18 protein-coding genes are annotated in these 17,785 nt (G+C 29.9%); 4 read left to right on the top strand and 14 right to left on the bottom strand.

The window, feature by feature from the left end:
* Positions 1-1,197 carry a hypothetical protein gene (locus tag AJN70_RS08880; RefSeq protein ID WP_070295720.1) on the top strand — a complete coding sequence of 399 codons (1,197 nt, stop codon included), beginning with the start codon at positions 1-3 and terminating at the stop codon, positions 1,195-1,197.
* Here the strand turns inward: AJN70_RS08880 and AJN70_RS08875 are convergent.
* The 4 genes from AJN70_RS08875 to AJN70_RS08860 form a co-directional block, all read right to left on the bottom strand.
* Positions 1,194-2,096, bottom strand: coding sequence for a radical SAM protein (locus tag AJN70_RS08875; RefSeq protein ID WP_070295719.1), 903 nt, complete (start codon positions 2,094-2,096; stop codon positions 1,194-1,196). The two genes, AJN70_RS08880 and AJN70_RS08875, sit on opposite strands and share 4 nt — an antisense overlap.
* A complete protein-coding gene (hemE, locus tag AJN70_RS08870; RefSeq protein ID WP_070276689.1) occupies positions 2,093-3,115 on the bottom strand; it encodes a uroporphyrinogen decarboxylase in 1,023 nt (340 codons plus the stop codon). Before hemE ends, AJN70_RS08875 begins: the two co-directional genes overlap by 4 nt.
* Positions 3,116-3,293: 178 nt before the next feature.
* Positions 3,294-3,614 carry an invasion antigen CiaC gene (ciaC, locus tag AJN70_RS08865; RefSeq protein ID WP_004305615.1) on the bottom strand — a complete coding sequence of 107 codons (321 nt, stop codon included), beginning with the start codon at positions 3,612-3,614 and terminating at the stop codon, positions 3,294-3,296.
* A gap of 55 nt (positions 3,615-3,669) precedes the next feature.
* Positions 3,670-4,869: an MFS transporter gene (locus tag AJN70_RS08860; protein WP_070295718.1), complete on the bottom strand. Its 1,200-nt coding sequence runs from the start codon at positions 4,867-4,869 to the stop codon at positions 3,670-3,672.
* A gap of 111 nt (positions 4,870-4,980) precedes the next feature.
* Between AJN70_RS08860 and AJN70_RS08855 the strand changes: the two genes are divergently transcribed.
* Complete coding sequence (locus AJN70_RS08855; protein ID WP_070295717.1) at positions 4,981-5,583, top strand: hypothetical protein; 603 nt, start codon at positions 4,981-4,983, stop codon at positions 5,581-5,583.
* On the opposite strand, the gene pdxA is transcribed toward AJN70_RS08855, so the two are convergent.
* Both pdxA and AJN70_RS08845 read right to left on the bottom strand, forming a co-directional pair.
* Entirely contained in the window at positions 5,573-6,667 is a 1,095-nt protein-coding gene (pdxA, locus tag AJN70_RS08850) for a 4-hydroxythreonine-4-phosphate dehydrogenase (protein WP_070295716.1), read from the bottom strand. The two genes, AJN70_RS08855 and pdxA, sit on opposite strands and share 11 nt — an antisense overlap.
* Positions 6,648-7,436 (bottom strand): pyridoxine 5'-phosphate synthase, encoded by a 789-nt coding sequence (locus tag AJN70_RS08845; protein ID WP_070295715.1) that lies wholly within the window; start codon positions 7,434-7,436, stop codon positions 6,648-6,650. Before AJN70_RS08845 ends, pdxA begins: the two co-directional genes overlap by 20 nt.
* Positions 7,437-7,491: 55 nt before the next feature.
* Between AJN70_RS08845 and AJN70_RS08840 the strand changes: the two genes are divergently transcribed.
* Positions 7,492-8,466 (top strand): exopolyphosphatase, encoded by a 975-nt coding sequence (locus AJN70_RS08840; protein ID WP_070295714.1) that lies wholly within the window; start codon positions 7,492-7,494, stop codon positions 8,464-8,466.
* On the opposite strand, the gene AJN70_RS08835 is transcribed toward AJN70_RS08840, so the two are convergent.
* Genes AJN70_RS08835 through AJN70_RS08800 form a run of 8 tightly spaced genes read right to left on the bottom strand, consistent with a single transcriptional unit; the run spans position 8,463 to position 16,152 of the window.
* Positions 8,463-9,413: an SAM-dependent methyltransferase gene (locus tag AJN70_RS08835; RefSeq protein WP_070295713.1), complete on the bottom strand. Its 951-nt coding sequence runs from the start codon at positions 9,411-9,413 to the stop codon at positions 8,463-8,465. The genes AJN70_RS08840 and AJN70_RS08835 overlap by 4 nt on opposite strands.
* On the bottom strand, positions 9,410-10,231 hold the full coding sequence (locus AJN70_RS08830) for a M23 family metallopeptidase (RefSeq protein WP_070295712.1): 822 nt from the start codon (positions 10,229-10,231) through the stop codon (positions 9,410-9,412). Before AJN70_RS08830 ends, AJN70_RS08835 begins: the two co-directional genes overlap by 4 nt.
* Positions 10,228-12,222 carry a glycine--tRNA ligase subunit beta gene (gene glyS / locus AJN70_RS08825; RefSeq protein ID WP_070295711.1) on the bottom strand — a complete coding sequence of 665 codons (1,995 nt, stop codon included), beginning with the start codon at positions 12,220-12,222 and terminating at the stop codon, positions 10,228-10,230. The genes AJN70_RS08830 and glyS overlap by 4 nt, the downstream gene beginning before the upstream one ends.
* Before the next feature lie 55 nt (positions 12,223-12,277).
* Positions 12,278-12,898 (bottom strand): HAD family hydrolase, encoded by a 621-nt coding sequence (locus tag AJN70_RS08820; protein WP_044779052.1) that lies wholly within the window; start codon positions 12,896-12,898, stop codon positions 12,278-12,280.
* On the bottom strand, positions 12,895-13,227 hold the full coding sequence (locus tag AJN70_RS08815; protein ID WP_002853180.1) for a hypothetical protein: 333 nt from the start codon (positions 13,225-13,227) through the stop codon (positions 12,895-12,897). The genes AJN70_RS08820 and AJN70_RS08815 overlap by 4 nt, the downstream gene beginning before the upstream one ends.
* Before the next feature lie 9 nt (positions 13,228-13,236).
* Complete coding sequence (locus AJN70_RS08810) at positions 13,237-14,862, bottom strand: cation:proton antiporter (RefSeq protein WP_002859297.1); 1,626 nt, start codon at positions 14,860-14,862, stop codon at positions 13,237-13,239.
* Positions 14,863-14,868: 6 nt separating this feature from the next.
* The gene (gene hspR / locus AJN70_RS08805; RefSeq protein WP_002861924.1) at positions 14,869-15,243 is read right to left on the bottom strand and encodes a heat shock transcriptional regulator HspR; all 375 of its coding nucleotides are present in this window, start codon (positions 15,241-15,243) and stop codon (positions 14,869-14,871) included.
* A gap of 15 nt (positions 15,244-15,258) precedes the next feature.
* Complete coding sequence (locus AJN70_RS08800; RefSeq protein WP_070295710.1) at positions 15,259-16,152, bottom strand: DnaJ C-terminal domain-containing protein; 894 nt, start codon at positions 16,150-16,152, stop codon at positions 15,259-15,261.
* 199 nt (positions 16,153-16,351) lie between these two features.
* On the opposite strand from AJN70_RS08800, the gene htrA reads away from it, so the two are divergent.
* Complete coding sequence (htrA, locus tag AJN70_RS08795) at positions 16,352-17,770, top strand: serine protease HtrA (protein ID WP_070295709.1); 1,419 nt, start codon at positions 16,352-16,354, stop codon at positions 17,768-17,770.
* Positions 17,771-17,785: the final 15 nt, after the last annotated feature.

The following is a 17,785-nucleotide window of genomic DNA, read 5'->3' as shown; positions in this document are numbered from 1 at the left end:
TTGATATTAGCAGGGATAATTTTTATTTTTAATCTAATTTTAGCGTATTTAAGTATTGATATCTCAAAGCTTGATAGTGTTGCTGAACAACTGAAAATAGGTATGTTTTCTAGCATTTTTGTTTTATCTTTAACACTTTTTATTTTTGCTTTTAGACAAAATAGAAATATAAACAAAATATATCAAAAAATTTTTTGCATGCAAAATGATTTTTTAAATTTTCAAAAAAAGATTGATGTTGATAGTGCGCTTGATTTGTTAAAGGAAAAATTTGAAACTACGGGTCAAAATTTAACTAAAATATCCCATGAAAAAGACAGATATTTGCATTTATTAGAAGAAAATTTATATCAGCTTGGAAATATATCTAATGCAATGCGTTGCTTAAATGAAGGGTATAATAAAGAAATTAATTCTTTGATTTTAAATGCCTTAAATTCTCAAAAAGATCAAATTAGATTAGAATTAAATGAGGCTTTAGAGCATCATAAAAGCATTATAGGGACATCTCATGGAAAGGTTTTGCAGTTTGAAGCAAATGTGGCTATAGTTAATAATGATGAGCTTGAAAATTTTTTACTTGCAAATTTACTTTCGTATTTTGGCATAGAAAGTACTTGTTTTAAAAATTTAAGTTTTGATGTTAATGACTTTCATTTGATTTTTATCAAGGATAAAATTTTAAATGAAAATGTAAAGAAAAACTATGATTTTATAGTGATGGGTCGGCATAAAAATACACATTATGAGTATTTTTTAACTTTACCTTTTGAAAAAAAAGATCTTGAAAATATTTTGCAAAACAAGCTTGATAAGGTTTGCACTTTAAAATTTAAAACCCCTTATCAAAATAATGTATTGCTTTTTAAACAAAATGATTTTGATGCAACCTTATTTTTCAATATAATAGAAAAACAATGCGATAAAAATATATGTATAAATTCTTTTAGTCAATTAAAACAAGAATTAAGCAAGGAGACTTATCGTTTGATTTTGCTTGATTATGAATTAATTAAATTTGATCTTGAGCAAATGAGAAATTTGCTAAGTGCTTATAAAAAACAGCATCCACAAAGCCATATCATCTTTTTTTCAAAGGAAAAAGTTAGGGATTTTGATTGTGTGAGTGAAGTTTTAAGTGATGTAAGTAGAAATGATCTTATAACTTTACTTAGAAAGTATTTACCAAAGGTCTAAACTTTATAAAATTTAACTCCAGCTAAATCGAGAATTTTTACCTTTTTTTCTTTGATAAGTTGATTTAAGAGAGTTTTGGATTGTTCATCAAATTTCGCTTCTATGTCTATTTCGCTTTGTGAGCGTAAATGAAGCATTTTTAATAATTCTTCTTCATTGAAGCTTAGTTTTTCACCTTCATAATGCCTTTTGGCTAAGAGTACAGGAGTAGAATCTATAAGTTTGGAAAGTTCTAAAAGTTTTTCTTCGCTTACTTTTTTAACGGCATAAGCAGGAGGTCTATCTATGGTACTTAGATCAACTCTTAAAGGCATGATTTTTTTTAAAGCTTGATTGAGCGCTTTAAATTCTTCTTCGTTGTCATTAAGATCTTTAACAACTAGAATTTCCATAATCAAATCTCCATTAAACCTAGCTCTAAAATCTGCCATTTTTTCTATCATTTTTTCTAAGTCAATGTTTTTTAAAGCTCTATCAATACGATAAAAAGTTTTAGCAACTGCACTATCTAGGCTAAATTTGACCACATCTAGTTTTAGCAAAGCATTAAATTTGTCTTCATCTAATACAGCTGTACCATTGCTTAAAATAAGCAATTTTTTATCTTTAGCAATGCTGCGTAAAGACAAAATAAGCTCATTTAAATAAGGATAAAGACTAGGCTCTCCGTTGGCAGTAAGGGTAAGAAAATCAAATTCAACATTTTTTTCAAGCATGGCTTTAACTTCGGAGATAATTTTATCTATGCTGATAATTTCATCCTGTTTTTCTTGGGCTTTTTTTGGATCAAGCTCACAATAAACACAATCAAAATTGCATTGTTTTTCACTAGGGCTTAAATCTATACCCAAAGATCTTCCAAAACGCCTTGAGCTAACAGGACCAAAGAGTATTTTCATTTAGCTGAACTTTCTTGTACAAGCTTGATAAAATATTTTGCATTTTCAACAGGAATATCAGGCAAGATCCCATGTCCTAAGTTGAAAATATGAGCTTTATTTTGCATGGTTTTTAGTATTTTTTCCACTCCTTCTTTGATGGCATTTTTATCATAAAGTCTGCAAGGCTCCATGTTGCCTTGAAGAGTGTATTTGTGTGATAGTTTATCACATGCTAAATCAAGCGGAGTGCTCCAATCAACCCCAAAAACATCAAAATTACCATCGATTCTATCTAAATAACCGCTAATGCCTTTAGGGAATAAAATTACAGGTATATTTGAGTATTTGCTTTTAATAAAATTTGAAATTTCAAGCATATAATTAAAAGAGAATTCAAAAAACTTATCGTATTCTAAAGCACTTGCCCAGCTATCAAAAATTTGTATAGCATTAGCACCTGCTTTAATTTGCTCTTCTAAATAAAGTTTTAAAACTTGAGTTAGTTTGTTTAGAATTTTATGTAAAAGTTCTGGGTTTTGATAAAGCATTTTTTTACACTTTGCATAATTTTTACTTCCACTTCCTTCTATCATATAGGTAGCTATAGTCCAAGGGCTTCCGCAAAATCCTATTAAAGCCTTGTTTTGAGATAATTTTTCTCTTGTAAGCTTTAAGGCATCATAGACATAATTTAATTTTTTATGCGCATTTTGATCGTCAAGTTTTTCTAAGTCTTCTAGGGTTGAAATAGGATTATCAAAAATAGGCCCTTCTCCTTTTTCAAAGCGTAAATTCATACTCATTTCAAGAGGAACAACTAAGATATCTGAAAAAATGATTGCTGCATCTACATCTAAAATATTAATAGGCTGCAAAGAAACTTCAGAAGCTTTTTTATAGTCTTTGCATAAAGAGAGAAAATCACTCGCTTGTTTTCTTACTTCCATATATTCTGGCAAATATCTTCCTGCTTGACGCATCATCCAAATAGGGGTGTAGGGTGTAGGTTTTTTAAAGCAAGCATCAATAAAAATCATTATTTTCCTTTGTTTTTAGCAAAATTATAACAGAATTTGATAAATTAAATTGGTCAATTTTTCTATATTTGCTTCATATAAAGGAAATAATAAATTTTTCATTTTATCCAGAGTTATGAGAAATTTTACGAGAATTATTGGAATTCTCGTTTGTGTAGTTTGAGTTTTGATTTGTATATTAAGCCTTTGTATTGTTTGTGGCATTTCCTGCGTCAATTGTAGCAAAAAGCTTATTTAGCAAAGTCTCCTCATTTTTTTTGTATTGATCTTCTCTCATTTTTTGCCAAGCATAAGATCTAAAATCTTCTCTAACAGCACCAAGATCAATGTCTTCATTAGTAAATTTGCTTGAGCTTGTTTTTTCTTTTTCCTTTTCTTCTTTGTTTTTTACTTCATTTAATGTGGCTTGAAATTCATCTGCTGAAGTATTTTTCTCTTTAACCTTTGTTGTGGTGCTAAAAATAACATTTGATGTTTTTTGAGTATTATCTACTACCATTTTCTCCTCCTTTATTTAACTTTACATTAAACAAACAAGCAATTTCTATTCCAATTTATATCTTTTTTAAACTTTTTCTTTGAAATTTTTTATAATTTAATTTATCTTTGGCAAAAAGTAAGGCAAAAATCAAAGCAGGGCTTACAAAAAGTGCCGAAAATAAAGCATTAAATTCTATGCCCAATCCTGCTAAAACAATCCCACCTAAAAAACTTGCTAAAGCTATGCCTACATTAAAAGCTGCTTCATTTACACTTACTGTGCTGTCTATGACTTTATAAGTATGGCGTTTAGCTTTAGCAATGCTAAGCATTTTTAGCGCAGGTATAGTTGAAAAGGCAAAAAATCCTATCAAGGCTATGCTAAAAATGATTAAAATTTTAGAATGCATGGTGAGAAATACGCTTAAAAATACTAGAACTTGTATGCTTAAAATAAGACGCAAAGAAAAAATAGCACCTTTTTTATCTACTATTTTTCCGCCCCATAAATTCCCACAAATTGCGCAAATTCCATATAAGAGCAAGATATAAGCTGTATCTTGGACTTTAAAACCGCTTATTTCTACAAGTAATTTTTGTAAATAAGTATAAAGAACGAATTGAGCCCCACAACTACAAATGGTTATAGTATAAGTTTTTAACAAATTTTGATGTGAAAAAGCAGGGATTAAATTTTTAAGACTTGTTGGGCTAGGATGTAAATTTTTGGGCATCATATGCCATACTCCAAAAAATGCTAGGCTTGTAATGATAAAAATAAGTAAAAAGATAAATTTAAAGCCAAAATAATGCCCTATGAAAGTTCCAAGTGGCACTCCAGTAACCAAGGCTACAGTAAGTCCTGTGACCATTATAGCTAGAGCACTTGATTTTTTATCATTAGGTACTATAGCACTTACAGCTAAGGTAGCAATGACAAAAAACACCCCATGCTGTGTTCCTGCTACAAAACGTGCAAACGCTGTAAGATAGAAATTTTGGCTAAAAAAGATAATGAAATTTGCTAAAGCAAAAATTCCAAGATTGATTAAAAGTTGTGTATGTCTGTGAAAACGACTTAAAGGTATAGTAATAAGAGGAGCACCTATAACAACACCTATAGCATATAAGGTTGTAAGATAGCCCGCAGTTTTTGCATCTACGCTAAAATACGCTTCAACATCAACCAAAACTCCTGCCATGACAAATTCGGTTACACCCATACAAAAAGCACTAAGAGCTAGTGCAAAAAGAGCTTTTTTGTAATTTTGCATTTTAATTTCCTTATAAAAATAAAAACGCATTATAATAAAATAAAGGCTTAATTTCCTTAAAAAATTCAAAATATTTTTGTTAAAATAAAATAAAAATTTTAAAGGTAAATAATGAAAAAAATTATTTTATTGCTCGGTTTAAGTTTGGTGAGTTTAGGGGCTTTGAGTTTTGATGAGCTTATTTATAAAGATGAGGTAAAACCTAGTTTTGATTGTTTTAAGGTGAAAGATGATGGCAAAAGTGATGATGAGCTTATGATATGTAATGAAATTGGCGTGCGTAATGAATTTGAGAATAAAAAACTTGCTTTAGTAGATAACATTTATAGTAGTTTGTATCAAAATATTTCAAAAAAAGCAGATAAAAAGACAAAAAAAGATTTTAAAGCTATTTCAAAAAAGATGATTAAAGAAAGAAAAATTTGTATAAAAAATATGCAAAATACAAAAGCAGGGGAAAATCCTATTTTACCTTTACTCAATGCAAGTGATTGCATGCAAGAAGCTTATGCTAAAGCTTTATTAGAGCTTACGCAAAGAGCAAAAAAAGATATAAAGACTAAAGAAGTTTTAGAGCAAATTTTTAAAAATAAAGTTGATAAATATGAAAATTTACTCACTCAAAGTTTAAATACCAATAAAGATTTGCAAGATTTTATAGACAGCTTGGCTAAAGAAGATTTGATTGATTCTAGGGTTAAATTTAAGCTTTAGGGCTTAAATTGATTGCAAATTTAGCTGCTTCAAAATAACTTTTAGTGTTGATTTTAGCATTTTTATAGGCCTTATCAAAGGCCGTGCCATGATCAACACTAACGCGTATGATAGGTAAATTTAAACTCACATTGATGCTTTTATCAAAATACAAGGCCTTTAAAGGAGCAAGAGCAAGATCGTGATACATAGCCACTAAACGATTGCAGTTTTTTAAACCAGCCTTAGTAAAAGCAGTATCAGCTACTAAAGGATAGGGTAGATAAACGCCCTTGCCTTTAAAATTTAAAAGCAATTCTTTTTGTAAATTTTCATCTTTTAAGGCTTTTTTGAAAAATTTTTCATCTTTTTTAGAGTGTAAAAAGGCATTGACAAAGGCTATAGCTTTTTCCATGATCTTTTCTTCTTCTCCACCTATAACTCCATAATCTCCAGCGTGAGGATTAAAACCTAAAAGTCCTATTTTTTTAAAATGCGTTTCTTTGTAAAAATCTTTTAAAAAGATGCTTAAATTTTTAAAAGTGATTTTTTTACCCACCTTAGCTAAAGGTACATGTTCGCTAAAAAGCCCTACAAAAAGTTCTTTACAACCTAACATCATAATGGCATTTTTTTTAAAAAAATCCCTTAAAGCATCGGTGTGTCCTTTGTATTTAAGCCCTGCATTTTCCCAAGCTTTTTTGTGTATAGGTAGAGTAAGCAAGGCATGGGCGTGTTTTTCATAGACAAAATAACTTGCCGCCTTAAAACTTAAAAAACCATAAAGTCCACTTTTTGCATCTATTTCTCCGGCTTTGATTTCAAAATTTTCATCCACTTTAAAGCCTAAAGGAAGGCAAAAAGAGTAAATTTCAAGAGAATTTTCTTTTTTTATAAAATTAAACTCATAGTCTTTTCCATCTTTGAAAGCTACGATTTTTGCATTAAAAAGTTTTAAATTTAAAAGTTTTGAAGCTGTATTAAGCAAGCTTTCGTGGATAAAATAAAAAGGTGTACAGATTTTGCTTAGTTCTTCATGAGAACGCACTAAAATTTCAAGTCCTATGCCGTTTATATCGCCTATGCTAATGGCTAGTTTTTTCATCTTTTATAAGTTCTTTCATTTCTAAAATAGCGTTTTTAAGTCCTGTAAATACAGATCTTGCTACAATGCTTTGTCCTATATTTAGCTCACAAATTTCTTTAATTTTTACTACGGGTTTTACATTTTTGTAATTTAAACCATGTCCTGCGGCTACTTTTAAGCCAAGTTCTACGCCCTTTTTAGCACAGAGTTTTAAATTTTGTAATTCTTTTTCAAATTGAGCTTGTAGGGTTTTTTTATCTTGATTGAGTTCTTTTAAGGCAAAAGCAGTATGAGAGATATTGCTAAAAAGTGCGTTGTGTAAATTCGCATAATGTCCTGTATGAAGCTCTATAAATTGGGCTTTTAAAATTTTTGATTTTTCTATATCTTCTAAACTAGGATTGATAAAAAGTGAAACTTCAATGTTTGCATTTTGAAGTTTTTCTATGCTTTGTTTTAATTTAGCATGATTTAAACAAAGTCCCCCTTCTGTAGTAAGCTCTTCTCTTTTTTCAGGCACTAAAGTAACGCGGTGGGGTTTGAGTTTAAGAGCTAAATTTAAAATTTCATCATTTAAAGCACATTCTAAATTGATAGGGCTTTTACAAAATTTTACAATATTTTCCAAGTCAAAATCCTGAGCATGACGGCGATCTTCTCTTACATGCAAAGTGATTTGATCTCCGTGTTTAGCTGCTATAAAAGCAGCCTCTAAAAGATCAGGATCATTTACCATTCTAGCTTGTCTTAACACTGCGATATGATCGATATTTACACCTAAAAGCATATTTTTCCTTTAGAACTTTTTTGCTATTATACTATAAAATCAAACAAGGAAAGTCATGTTAGGTATAGATCTTGGTTCGAATACTTTAAGAGCAGTACAAATGGATGAAAAATTAAATAAATTAAAAGAATATGAATTTGTTATTGGGGCAGCGAAAAATCTAAATCAAAGTGGAGAAATTTCTAAAGAAGCCATACAAAAATTAAAAAATGCTTTGAGTATTTTAGCTAAAGAGCAAGATTTAAGCAAAGCAAGAGCTGTAGCGACTGCAGCTTTTAGAAAGGCAAGTAATACAAATGAAATTTTTGCCCATTTAAAAGAAGAATTTGGGATTGATTTTAAGCTTATAGATGCCAAAAGTGAAGCTAAGATCAGTGTTTTAGGTATGCAATCAGGTTTAAGAAGGCTTAAAATTTGGGGAGAGTTTGCGTATTGTGATTTAGGAGGGGCTTCTTGTGAGCTTTCTTTTAGAAAAAGTTTTAAAAGTTTTGATTTTGGTATTATTGGTTTTTATGAAAAAAATTGCCATTCTTATTATAAATCTTGTATTTCTTATAAAAAATTGATAAAAAAATATCCTAAATTTATCATCAATATTAAAGATAAAAAACTTAAAATTCATTTTTTAATTGTAAATCCCTATTTAAAGCATTTAGCTTTTATGGCTTTTGATGAGGTGGCTATGATTAAAAAGGAACTTCGTTCTTTAGGGGCTAAAACGGTGGTTTTAAATTCCGGAGTTCCTACTACACTTAGCGCATTAAAACAAAATATAAGCTATGAAAAGTATGAAGCAACTAGAGTAAATGGTAAAAAACTTTGCCATAAGGATTTTTTAAACTATGCTATTAAACTTTTTCATATGGAAGAAAAAAAGGCCATAAAAGAAGTAGGCACGATGAGAAAAAATTATTTGAGTGCAGGTTGTTTGCTGTTTTATGCTTTGTTTGATAAACATAAACTTCTAGTCATTGATGAGGGTTTAAGGGAGGGAGTTTGTTTAGCAAGTATGAAAAATATAAAATTTTAGTTTTTTTGAAATTCGAAAAAATGAAATTTTTCATCAAAATTAAAAAATAAAATTTTAGCTTGAGATAAAAAACTTTCGTAAGTTTTAATGTTTTTATTTTTTGTGTATTCTAATAAATCTTCAAAACCAAAATCCATGAAAGCAAGACTTTGTTTTTTAAAAGCTAAAGGTTTAAAATCATATTCTTTGATGAGTTTTTGAAGATGAGTAAAATTAACATTATAGGTTAGATCGCTTTTGCCGAAAAAATCTTTTAAAGATACTTCAAAAGGGCTAAAAACTTCGTGCTTTTGATAGATCCTTAAGCTAAAATTTTGTGGATTCAAAGTTCCATAGTCAAATCCCGCAAATATAAATCTCTCGCAAGCTTGATCTAAATCTTTAAAAAAATTTTCAAGCTCTAAACTGAGTTCGCCTTTTGTAAGATTTAAAGCTTTGCATTTTGTGATCAAATTTTCATCCATATTTTTAAAAATAAGTTTAAAATTTTCTACAAATGCCAGTTTATCATGATCTATAAGTTCACAAGTAAAACTATCAAAAAGTTCATTGCAAAAGAAAAAAGCGTTCTTAAAATGGCATTCTTTAAGACTATTTTTGTGAGTAAATTCCACTCCTTCTAAGGTCTTTTTCTGTAAATTTTTTAATTTTTCATGCGGTTCTATGATGAAAAAAGAAATTTGAGAAAAAATTTCAGGTCTTAATTCAAGCAAAGCGGCTAAAAAATCACGACTTAAATATCCTTCATTAGTGCCTATTTCTACAAGTTCTAAAGGGGGTTGTAAAATTTTTTTATCTATTAAATTTAAAAAATGCTTGGCTAAAAGTGTGCCAAAAAGATTTCCTACGCTCACAGCAGTAAAAAAATCTCCGTTTTTTCCTATACTTACAGCATTTTTATAATAGCTTTCATGTAGCCAAGCGTGGAAAAAGTCACTAAATTTCATTGAAAAATAGCATTAAATTTGGATACAAAATCCAAAGGATCAACTTGTTTGCCTCCAGCTAAAATTCCAAAATGCAAATGCGGCCCACTTACCCTACCACTAGCCCCGCTAAGTCCTATAAGTTCGCCTTTTTTTATCTTTTGTCCTACTTTAACATCGATTTTAGAAAGATGATAGTATTGTGAATAAATTCCAAAACCATGATCAATCACTACCGAATTTCCTGCGAAATAACGATCTTTTGCAATTTTTACTATGCCTGAGTTGGCTGCATAAATAGGCGTTCCTGTGGCGGCTCTAAAATCCGTTCCGCTATGATAACTTGCTACTTTTTCATTAAAAGTTCTTGCTTTGCCAAAATCACTTGTGATAAAAGAATTTAAAGGTATATTAAAAGCACTGTTAAATAAAGCTTTTGGAGTATAAGAACTATAAATCGCATTGGCTTCTTTTAGTTCTTTAGCGATGCGTTCTTGTACGGTTTTTGGCGGAAAAATCTTTTTGTTTTCAACTTGCAATTTTTCACTTTTATAATTACCTTCTAAAGTTTTTATGAAAATTTCTTCTTTTCTATCTTTATAAAATGCTATAAGTTTTGTATTTTGCGGGGGATTTTTGTAAGGTAAGGAAAAAATAGCTAGAATTTTTTCTTGATTTTTAGGATGTGCAAAGGTGGGAATATTTTTATCATTATTTTTCAAAGATAAAAAATCTTTCTTATCTAGTTCCAAAAATAAAGCTTGACCTTTGATGAGTTCTAAATTTTGAGCTCCAAAAAGCCAAAGAGTAAAGCTTAAAAAAAGCCATAAGGCTTTCATAGGCTTAACTCTTTAAGATCGGCGATTTTTAAAAACTCCGCATAAATTTCATAAACCAAAGCTTGGCGATTATTTTTAAGTTTTTTATCTTCAGCATTAATCATCACTTGATTAAAAAACTCATCAATAAAAGGCTTGAGCGCAAAAAGATTTTCAAGTTTTTCTTGTAAAGAGTCGGCTTTAGTTTTTTCTTGAAAAGCTTTGTAAAGTTTGCTTTCTGCTTCTTGAACAAAAAGACTTTCATCAACTTTATGAGAATTTTTAGTGGCGATATTGGCTAGTCTTTTAAAGGTTGCAAAATTTTCATTAAAATTGTCTTTTTTGCTAAGTTTTATAAGAGCATTTACGCTTTGATTGATATGGATAAGATCTGTATTTTGTGAGCTTAAAACTGCTTTTACAAAAGAAGCATTGACTGTATAAAAAGTATAAAGTCTTTCAAAAATAAAATCTTTTAAAATTTGCATATCAAAGCTTTTGTAATGACTTGAAAGTTTTTCTAATAAAATTTGAATATCAAATTCTTTATTTAAATTTAGAGCGATTTTAATGATCCCATTGGCAGCTCTTCTTAAGGCATAAGGATCCTTTGTTCCACTTGGAATTTTTCCTATGCTAAAAAGTCCTATAAGGGTATCAAGCTTGTTTGCAAGGGCTACTATGCTTGAAAATTCTGTACTTGGAAGTGGAGCTTGTTCGGAATTAGGAAGATATTGTTCTTTGATAGCTAAGCAAATTTCATAATCTAAGCCCATTTTTTGCGCATAATAACTTCCCATAATGCCTTGCAAATCAGTAAATTCATAAACCATTTGTGTGGCTAAGTCTGCTTTGGCGTATTTTAGTGCTGTGCTGATATTTTCGATTTTATCATTATGAAGCATTTGACATAAAATTTCAGCAATTTTAATCTCTCTTAAACTTTTATCCTGCATTGTGCCTAAACCTTCAAGATAGGTCATTTTGGCAAGTTTTTCAGGTTTTAAGCCATTTTGTAAATCATTTTGATAAAAAAACATTGCATCACTAAGTCTTGCACGCAAAACTCTTTCATTTCCATGTATGATTTTTGAATAATCCTTACATACTGCATTACTTACTACTATAAAATGATTGCTTAAGCCTTTGTCATTAAAAACTGCAAAATAGCGTTGATTTTCTCTCATTGAAGCGATGATGACTTCGCTAGGAATTTCTAAAAATTCTTCTTCAAAGCTTCCTAAAAGTGCATTAGGATATTCTGTGATAGCAACTACTTCAGCTAAAAGCTCCTCATCTTCTCCAATTTGTATATTTTTTTGACTTTCTATGAGTTTAAATTGTTCAAGTATTTTTTCTTTTCTTTTGATTGGATCAAGGATGATATAGTTTTTTTCTAGTAGTTCAAAATATTCTTTTGCATTGTTAAAATCTTTCAAATCATAACTTACACTTCTGTGAATGAAAGTTTTTTTAGCACTTTTTATCCCATAACTTTGAAAATCAACAAGTTCATCATTTAAAATGCAAGCTATAGAACGGATCGCACGAATGAATTCAAAAGAATTTGCACCCCAACGCATACTTTTGCCAAAACTAAGACTTTTTAGAAATTTTTCTACCATTTCTCCTAAAATTTCTTGACTTTGCAAACCTTTGATAGCTTTTTGATGATATAAAACTTCCTTACCTTTGATTTCTTTAAAAGTGAGTTCATTTTCACTGATCCCTGCTTTTTGCAGGAAGCTTTGTCCCGCAGGAGTTAAAACTCCATCTTTATAAGCAACATTTTTAGGTGCTCCTATAAATTCAGCAAAACTATCTTCTTGTTTGTCTGCAAAATTTTCATGAAAAAAAACTAAACGACGCGGAGTATAATAAAATTTAAAATCACTTACCAAGCGATATTCTTCTAAAACATTTTTCCATTTTTTTTCTATATTAGCTAATTCTTTTAACAAAGGAATAGCAGGTAATTCTTCTGTGCCAATTTCTATTAATAATTCACTCATAATTTACTCTTTTTAAAATTTGTTTCTAATTTTAACTAAAATTTCATTAAAAAACTTATAAATACTTTTGCAAAAAGCCTTTAAGTTCACTAGCGTTGCTAAATTCATTTTCTTTTAAATCTTTTTGATACCATTTGGCATGAAAATAAGGCAAATTGGCATTTTTAGCACATTCTTTATCTTTTTGACTATCTCCTATAAAAACGCTTGTTTTATGTGGAGCCTCGCTTTTTAAAAGCTCTAGCATCATAGGATGAGGTTTGGGTTCTATGCCTAAACTTATGCCTAAAATTTTATCAAAATAAGGAATGATATCGTGTTTTTTAAGTATACTTGAAAGTGAGCTTTGAGGGGCGTTAGTGGCAATAGCTAAAAAACAATTTTTGCTTTTTAAAAATTCTAAAAGTTCCTTCACTCCTTCAAAAAGTACCACGCTTTGTTCGTAGTGTTTGACAAAATATTTTTCGTAGCCTTCTTTAAAACTAGAATGATGGAAATTTTCTATATTATAAAGTTCTTTTGCCCAGTCAATATTGGGAGTATTGATGGTTTGCATAATGATTTCTCTTGAAAGTGGGGCTAGGTTTAAATCCTGCCTTATTTCATTAACTGCACAAGAAATGGCATTTGCACTATCGATTAAAGTTCCATCCATATCAAAAAATACATTAATCATTCATAATCCTTTAAATAATTTTTGTGTTTTTCTTTTTTCTCACCTTGTTTTTTTTGCTTATCTAAAGCATTGGCAAGATTTAAAAGTTCGCTTTTTTCTTTGGAAAAATCTAAACAAGCATTGACAAAAAATTCAAGATTTTTTGCGTAAGTTGAGTTAAGATTTACCGCGGGATTTTTTTCAAAAAATTTAGCATTTTTTAACATTCTTTCTTCAAATTTAGTTTTATCAAAATCTTCTTTTTTAAGTGCAGATATAGCGCCATTGAAAAATTTTTCAAGATTTCTTAGGTATTTTACGCGTAAGGCTTTTTCTTCATTTTTTGTCAAAATTCTTCCTTAGGTATTTTTATGAATGCGGCATTCTAGTGCTTCTTGAACTAAATTTCTAGCGATTACTTTTTCAGAGCGAATGATGCGTATATTTTCATCTATGCTAGAAAAAAGCATCTTTTTCAAAGTTCCATTTACATGAATGATAGTGTCTATAGGTTTTGGATAATTAGCTAGCACTTGACATAAAATTTCAAGTTTAGCTTCATTTGTAACTGTGATAATAGCTACGGCACATTCTTCTATATTGGCAATTTTTAAGGTTTCTTCTTGAGCAGCATTGGCAAAAACGACATTTTCACCCCGACTAACTCCAAGTTCTACTAAATTTAAATCACTTTCTAAAACAAGATAAGGTACACCTGTGTTTTTGATTTTTTGTACGACTTCTTGTCCTAAGCGTCCGTAGCCAAAAACAACAAGATGATTTTTAAGCTTGATATTGCTGTCAATATTTTGCACAGCGTTGGTATTAAGTGCTATATCTTCTACAACATTGGTAATTTTTCTTATATTGTTTAAAATAAAAGGCGTGATAATCATGGTTAAGATAGAAACAACAATTAAAATTTGTGAAGTTTTGATATCAAGCATATTTTTTGCTTGTAAAAGAGAAAAAATTGCTAGGGCGAATTCGCCAATTTGTGCTATGGCAAAAGCTGTTTTAAGCGCTACTCTTTTTTTAGTGTAAAGAAATAAAAAGCCAAAAACTATGCCAAATTTTAAAGCCATTACAAGAAGGGTTAAAACTATGATTAAAAACCAATTTTGCGCCACTACATCAAGTTGAATTTGCATGCCTACAGTTATGAAAAAAAGCCCTAAAAGCAAATCTCTAAATGGGATTAAGTCCGCTTCTATTTTGTGTTTATATTTTGTTTCTGCTATCAAAGCACCTGCTATAAAAGCACCCAAAGAATAAGAAAATCCAAAATAATTTGCTAAAAAACTTGCTCCAATAACCATAAATAAAACAGTACTAATAAAAATTTCCTGAGAAGAGGTGTGGATAATGAGTCTAAAAATTCTATCCACTAGATATTTACCTATGAAAAATAATAAAGTGATTAAAATAAGTGCTGAAATTAAAGTGGTAAAAAGGAGTTTTTCTATGTTTTGATTGTTGGATGAAAAAATATCTACAAGTAAAAGCAAAGGAATAACGGCTATATCTTGAAAAAGCAAAATTCCCAATGCTTTTCTGCCATATTGCTCATTTATATCGCCATTATCATTTAAAATTTTAAGCACCACTGCGGTTGAAGAAAGCGCTAGTGCAAAGCCTACTATGGTAGCGCTTTTATCTCCAAGTCCTAAAATTCCTATAGCAAGTAGCATAAAAACAAAGCCACAAGTAAGCATCTGCAAAGAGCCGTTTAAAAAAACTTCTTGTTTCATTGCCATTAAATGCTTAAAAGAAAATTCAAGCCCTATGGTAAACATTAAAAACACTATACCAAATTCGGCTATATGGGTGATTTCGCCTTTGCCACTTAAATGATAAATTTCAGAAATGATTTCTCCAGCAGCTATATATCCAATGATAGTTGGAATTTCAAATTTTTTAAATATGACATTTAAAACTATAGCTATAGCAACGGTGATTAAAAAAATTTCTAAAAAATTATCCATTATTTTTTATTTTTTCTCATAAAAAATCAAATCAAAGCTATTTTTATGCTTAACAACGGCTTTGCTAGCCGCTTCTTTATCTTGTTGTTTGCTTAATTCTAAGCGTAGTTCATCAATTAAATTTTCAAATTCGTGAAGTTGGTTTTTCAATTTTAAGATAACATCTACTCCAGCAAGATTGATTCCCATGTCTCTTGTTAAACGCAATATAAGTTTAATACGGTCAATATCCCTTTGAGAATAAAGTCTTATTTTGCCATCGGTTCTACTTGGCTCTATCAATCCTTCTCTTTCGTATTGCCTTAAGGTTTGTGGATGTATGCTTAAAACTTTAGCCACAACACTGATTAAATATACAGGTTCATCATAATGGTGTTCCATATTTTATTCCTTTCTTTAAGGTAATTTTTCTTTTAAGAGTTCTATAAATTTTTCATCAAGGGTATCTAAATTTGGCAAAACAACATTTAAAATCAAATACATATCCCCATAAATATCACTTTTTCTATTTTGCACCCCATAACCTTTTAAACGAATTTTTTGGTTATTTTTTGAATTAGGCGTTATGTTAATTGTCGCTTCTTCCTTGCCTTCTTTGAGTGTTTTTATATTTATTTTTCCACCAAAAAGTGCAGTTTTTAAAGAAATATCAACCTTTTGATATAAATCATCATCTTCTCTTGTGTAAATAGGACTTTCTTCTATTTTTACAATAATGATTAAATCGCCCCTAGCTCCATTTCTGCTTTGTTTTCCTTTAGAGCGAATTCTTAGTTTCTCGCCTTCTTTTATACCGTGTGGAATTTTAAATTTAATGGTTTCGCCTTGAAAATTAAAACTATGTTCCCCGCCTTTAACAGCTTTTTCGAAAGGAATGTGAAGCTCTAGATTGCTGTCTAAATTTTCTTCTTCAAAACCTCCAAATCCTCCAAAACCACTGCTAAAGCCTTTTGAAGAAAAGCCGTTAAAACCTCCTCTTGAGCGTCCACCAAAGCCTCCTCCAAAGAGATCTTTTAAAATATCGTCTAAATTTACCCCACCAGCATTTCTTGAAAAATCATGAAAACTTTGTCCACCAAACATAGAATCGCCGTATTGGTCATACTGAGCTCGTTTTTTTTCGTCACTTAAAATTTCATAAGCAGCATTAATTTCTTTAAATTTTTCTTCTGCACCTTTTTCTTTATTGATATCAGGATGATATTTTCTAGCTAGGCGACGATAAGCTTTTTTTATTTCATCCGCACTAGCGTTTTTGCTAATTCCAAGAGTTTCGTATAAACTATTCATGTTATATTTCCTTAAAAATTTTTACTTGATTATATAAAGGATTAAATTATAACATAAACTTTAGCCTAAGTCAATCAAGTTTTATAAATTTTTATCACTCAAGGTTTTATTTACAATTTTGTAAATTTTCGGTTTTATACTATGAAGACAGTAAAATATTTTACAAGATAATTTATCTTTAAGAACAAAAGGAAATGAAATGAAAAAGATTTTTTTATCATTAAGTTTAGCAAGTGCTTTATTTGCTGCAAGTATTAATTTTAACGAATCAACTACAACGGTTAATCGTGTGAATCCTGCTGCTGGAAATGCAGTGCTTTCTTATCATGATTCTATTAAAGATGCAAAAAAATCAGTGGTTAATATTTCCACCTCAAAAACTATTACAAGAGCAAATCGTCCAAGCCCTTTGGATGATTTTTTTAATGATCCTTATTTTAAACAATTTTTTGATTTTGATTTTCCTCAAAGAAAAGGAAAAAATGATAAAGAAGTGGTGAGTTCTTTGGGATCAGGGGTGATTATTTCAAAAGATGGTTATATAGTAACAAATAATCACGTTGTAGATGATGCTGATACGATTACAGTGAATTTACCAGGAAGCGATACAGAATATAAAGCAAAACTTATAGGTAAAGATCCAAAAACAGATTTGGCTGTTATAAAAATAGAGGCTAATAATCTTTCAGCTATTACTTTTACAAATTCTGATGATTTAATGGAAGGAGATGTTGTTTTTGCACTTGGAAATCCTTTTGGAGTCGGTTTTAGTGTTACAAGTGGAATAATATCTGCTTTAAACAAAGACAATATAGGTTTAAATCAATATGAAAATTTTATACAAACAGATGCTTCTATCAATCCAGGAAATTCAGGTGGAGCTTTGGTGGATAGTCGTGGATATTTAGTAGGTATTAATTCAGCTATTCTTTCTCGCGGAGGTGGAAACAACGGCATAGGTTTTGCTATACCTTCAAATATGGTTAAAGATATAGCTAAAAAACTTATTGAAAAAGGCAAGATTGATAGAGGATTTTTGGGTGTGACTATTTCAGCTTTGCAAGGTGATACTAAAAAAGCTTACAAAAATCAAGAAGGAGCTTTAATCACTGATGTTCAAAAAGGTTCAAGTGCTGATGAAGCAGGGCTTAAGCGTGGAGATTTAGTTACTAAAGTTAATGATAAGATTATAAAAAGTCCTATTGATCTTAAAAATTATATAGGAACTTTAGAGATTGGTCAAAAAATTTCATTAAGTTACGAAAGAGATGGAGAAAATAAGCAAGCAAATTTTACTCTTAAAGGTGAAAAAGAAAATCCTAAAGGCGTACAAAGCGATTTGATTGATGGTTTGAGTTTGAGAAATTTAGATCCAAGACTTAAGGATCGTTTGCAAATTCCAAAAGATGTTAATGGTGTTTTGGTGGATAGTGTTAAAGAAAAGAGCAAAGGAAAAAATTCTGGTTTCCAAGAGGGTGATATTATCATAGGTGTTGGACAAAGTGAAATTAGAAATTTAAAAGATTTAGAACAAGCTTTAAAACAAGTTAATAAAAAAGAATTTACTAAAGTTTGGGTATATCGCAATGGTTTTGCGACTTTGCTTGTGCTTAAATAAAAATAACGGAAGGAT

The organism is Campylobacter sp. BCW_4341, from assembly GCF_001764255.1.
GTDB lineage: Bacteria > Campylobacterota > Campylobacteria > Campylobacterales > Campylobacteraceae > Campylobacter_D > Campylobacter_D jejuni.
This window is presented reverse-complemented; position numbering and strand designations above follow the sequence as displayed.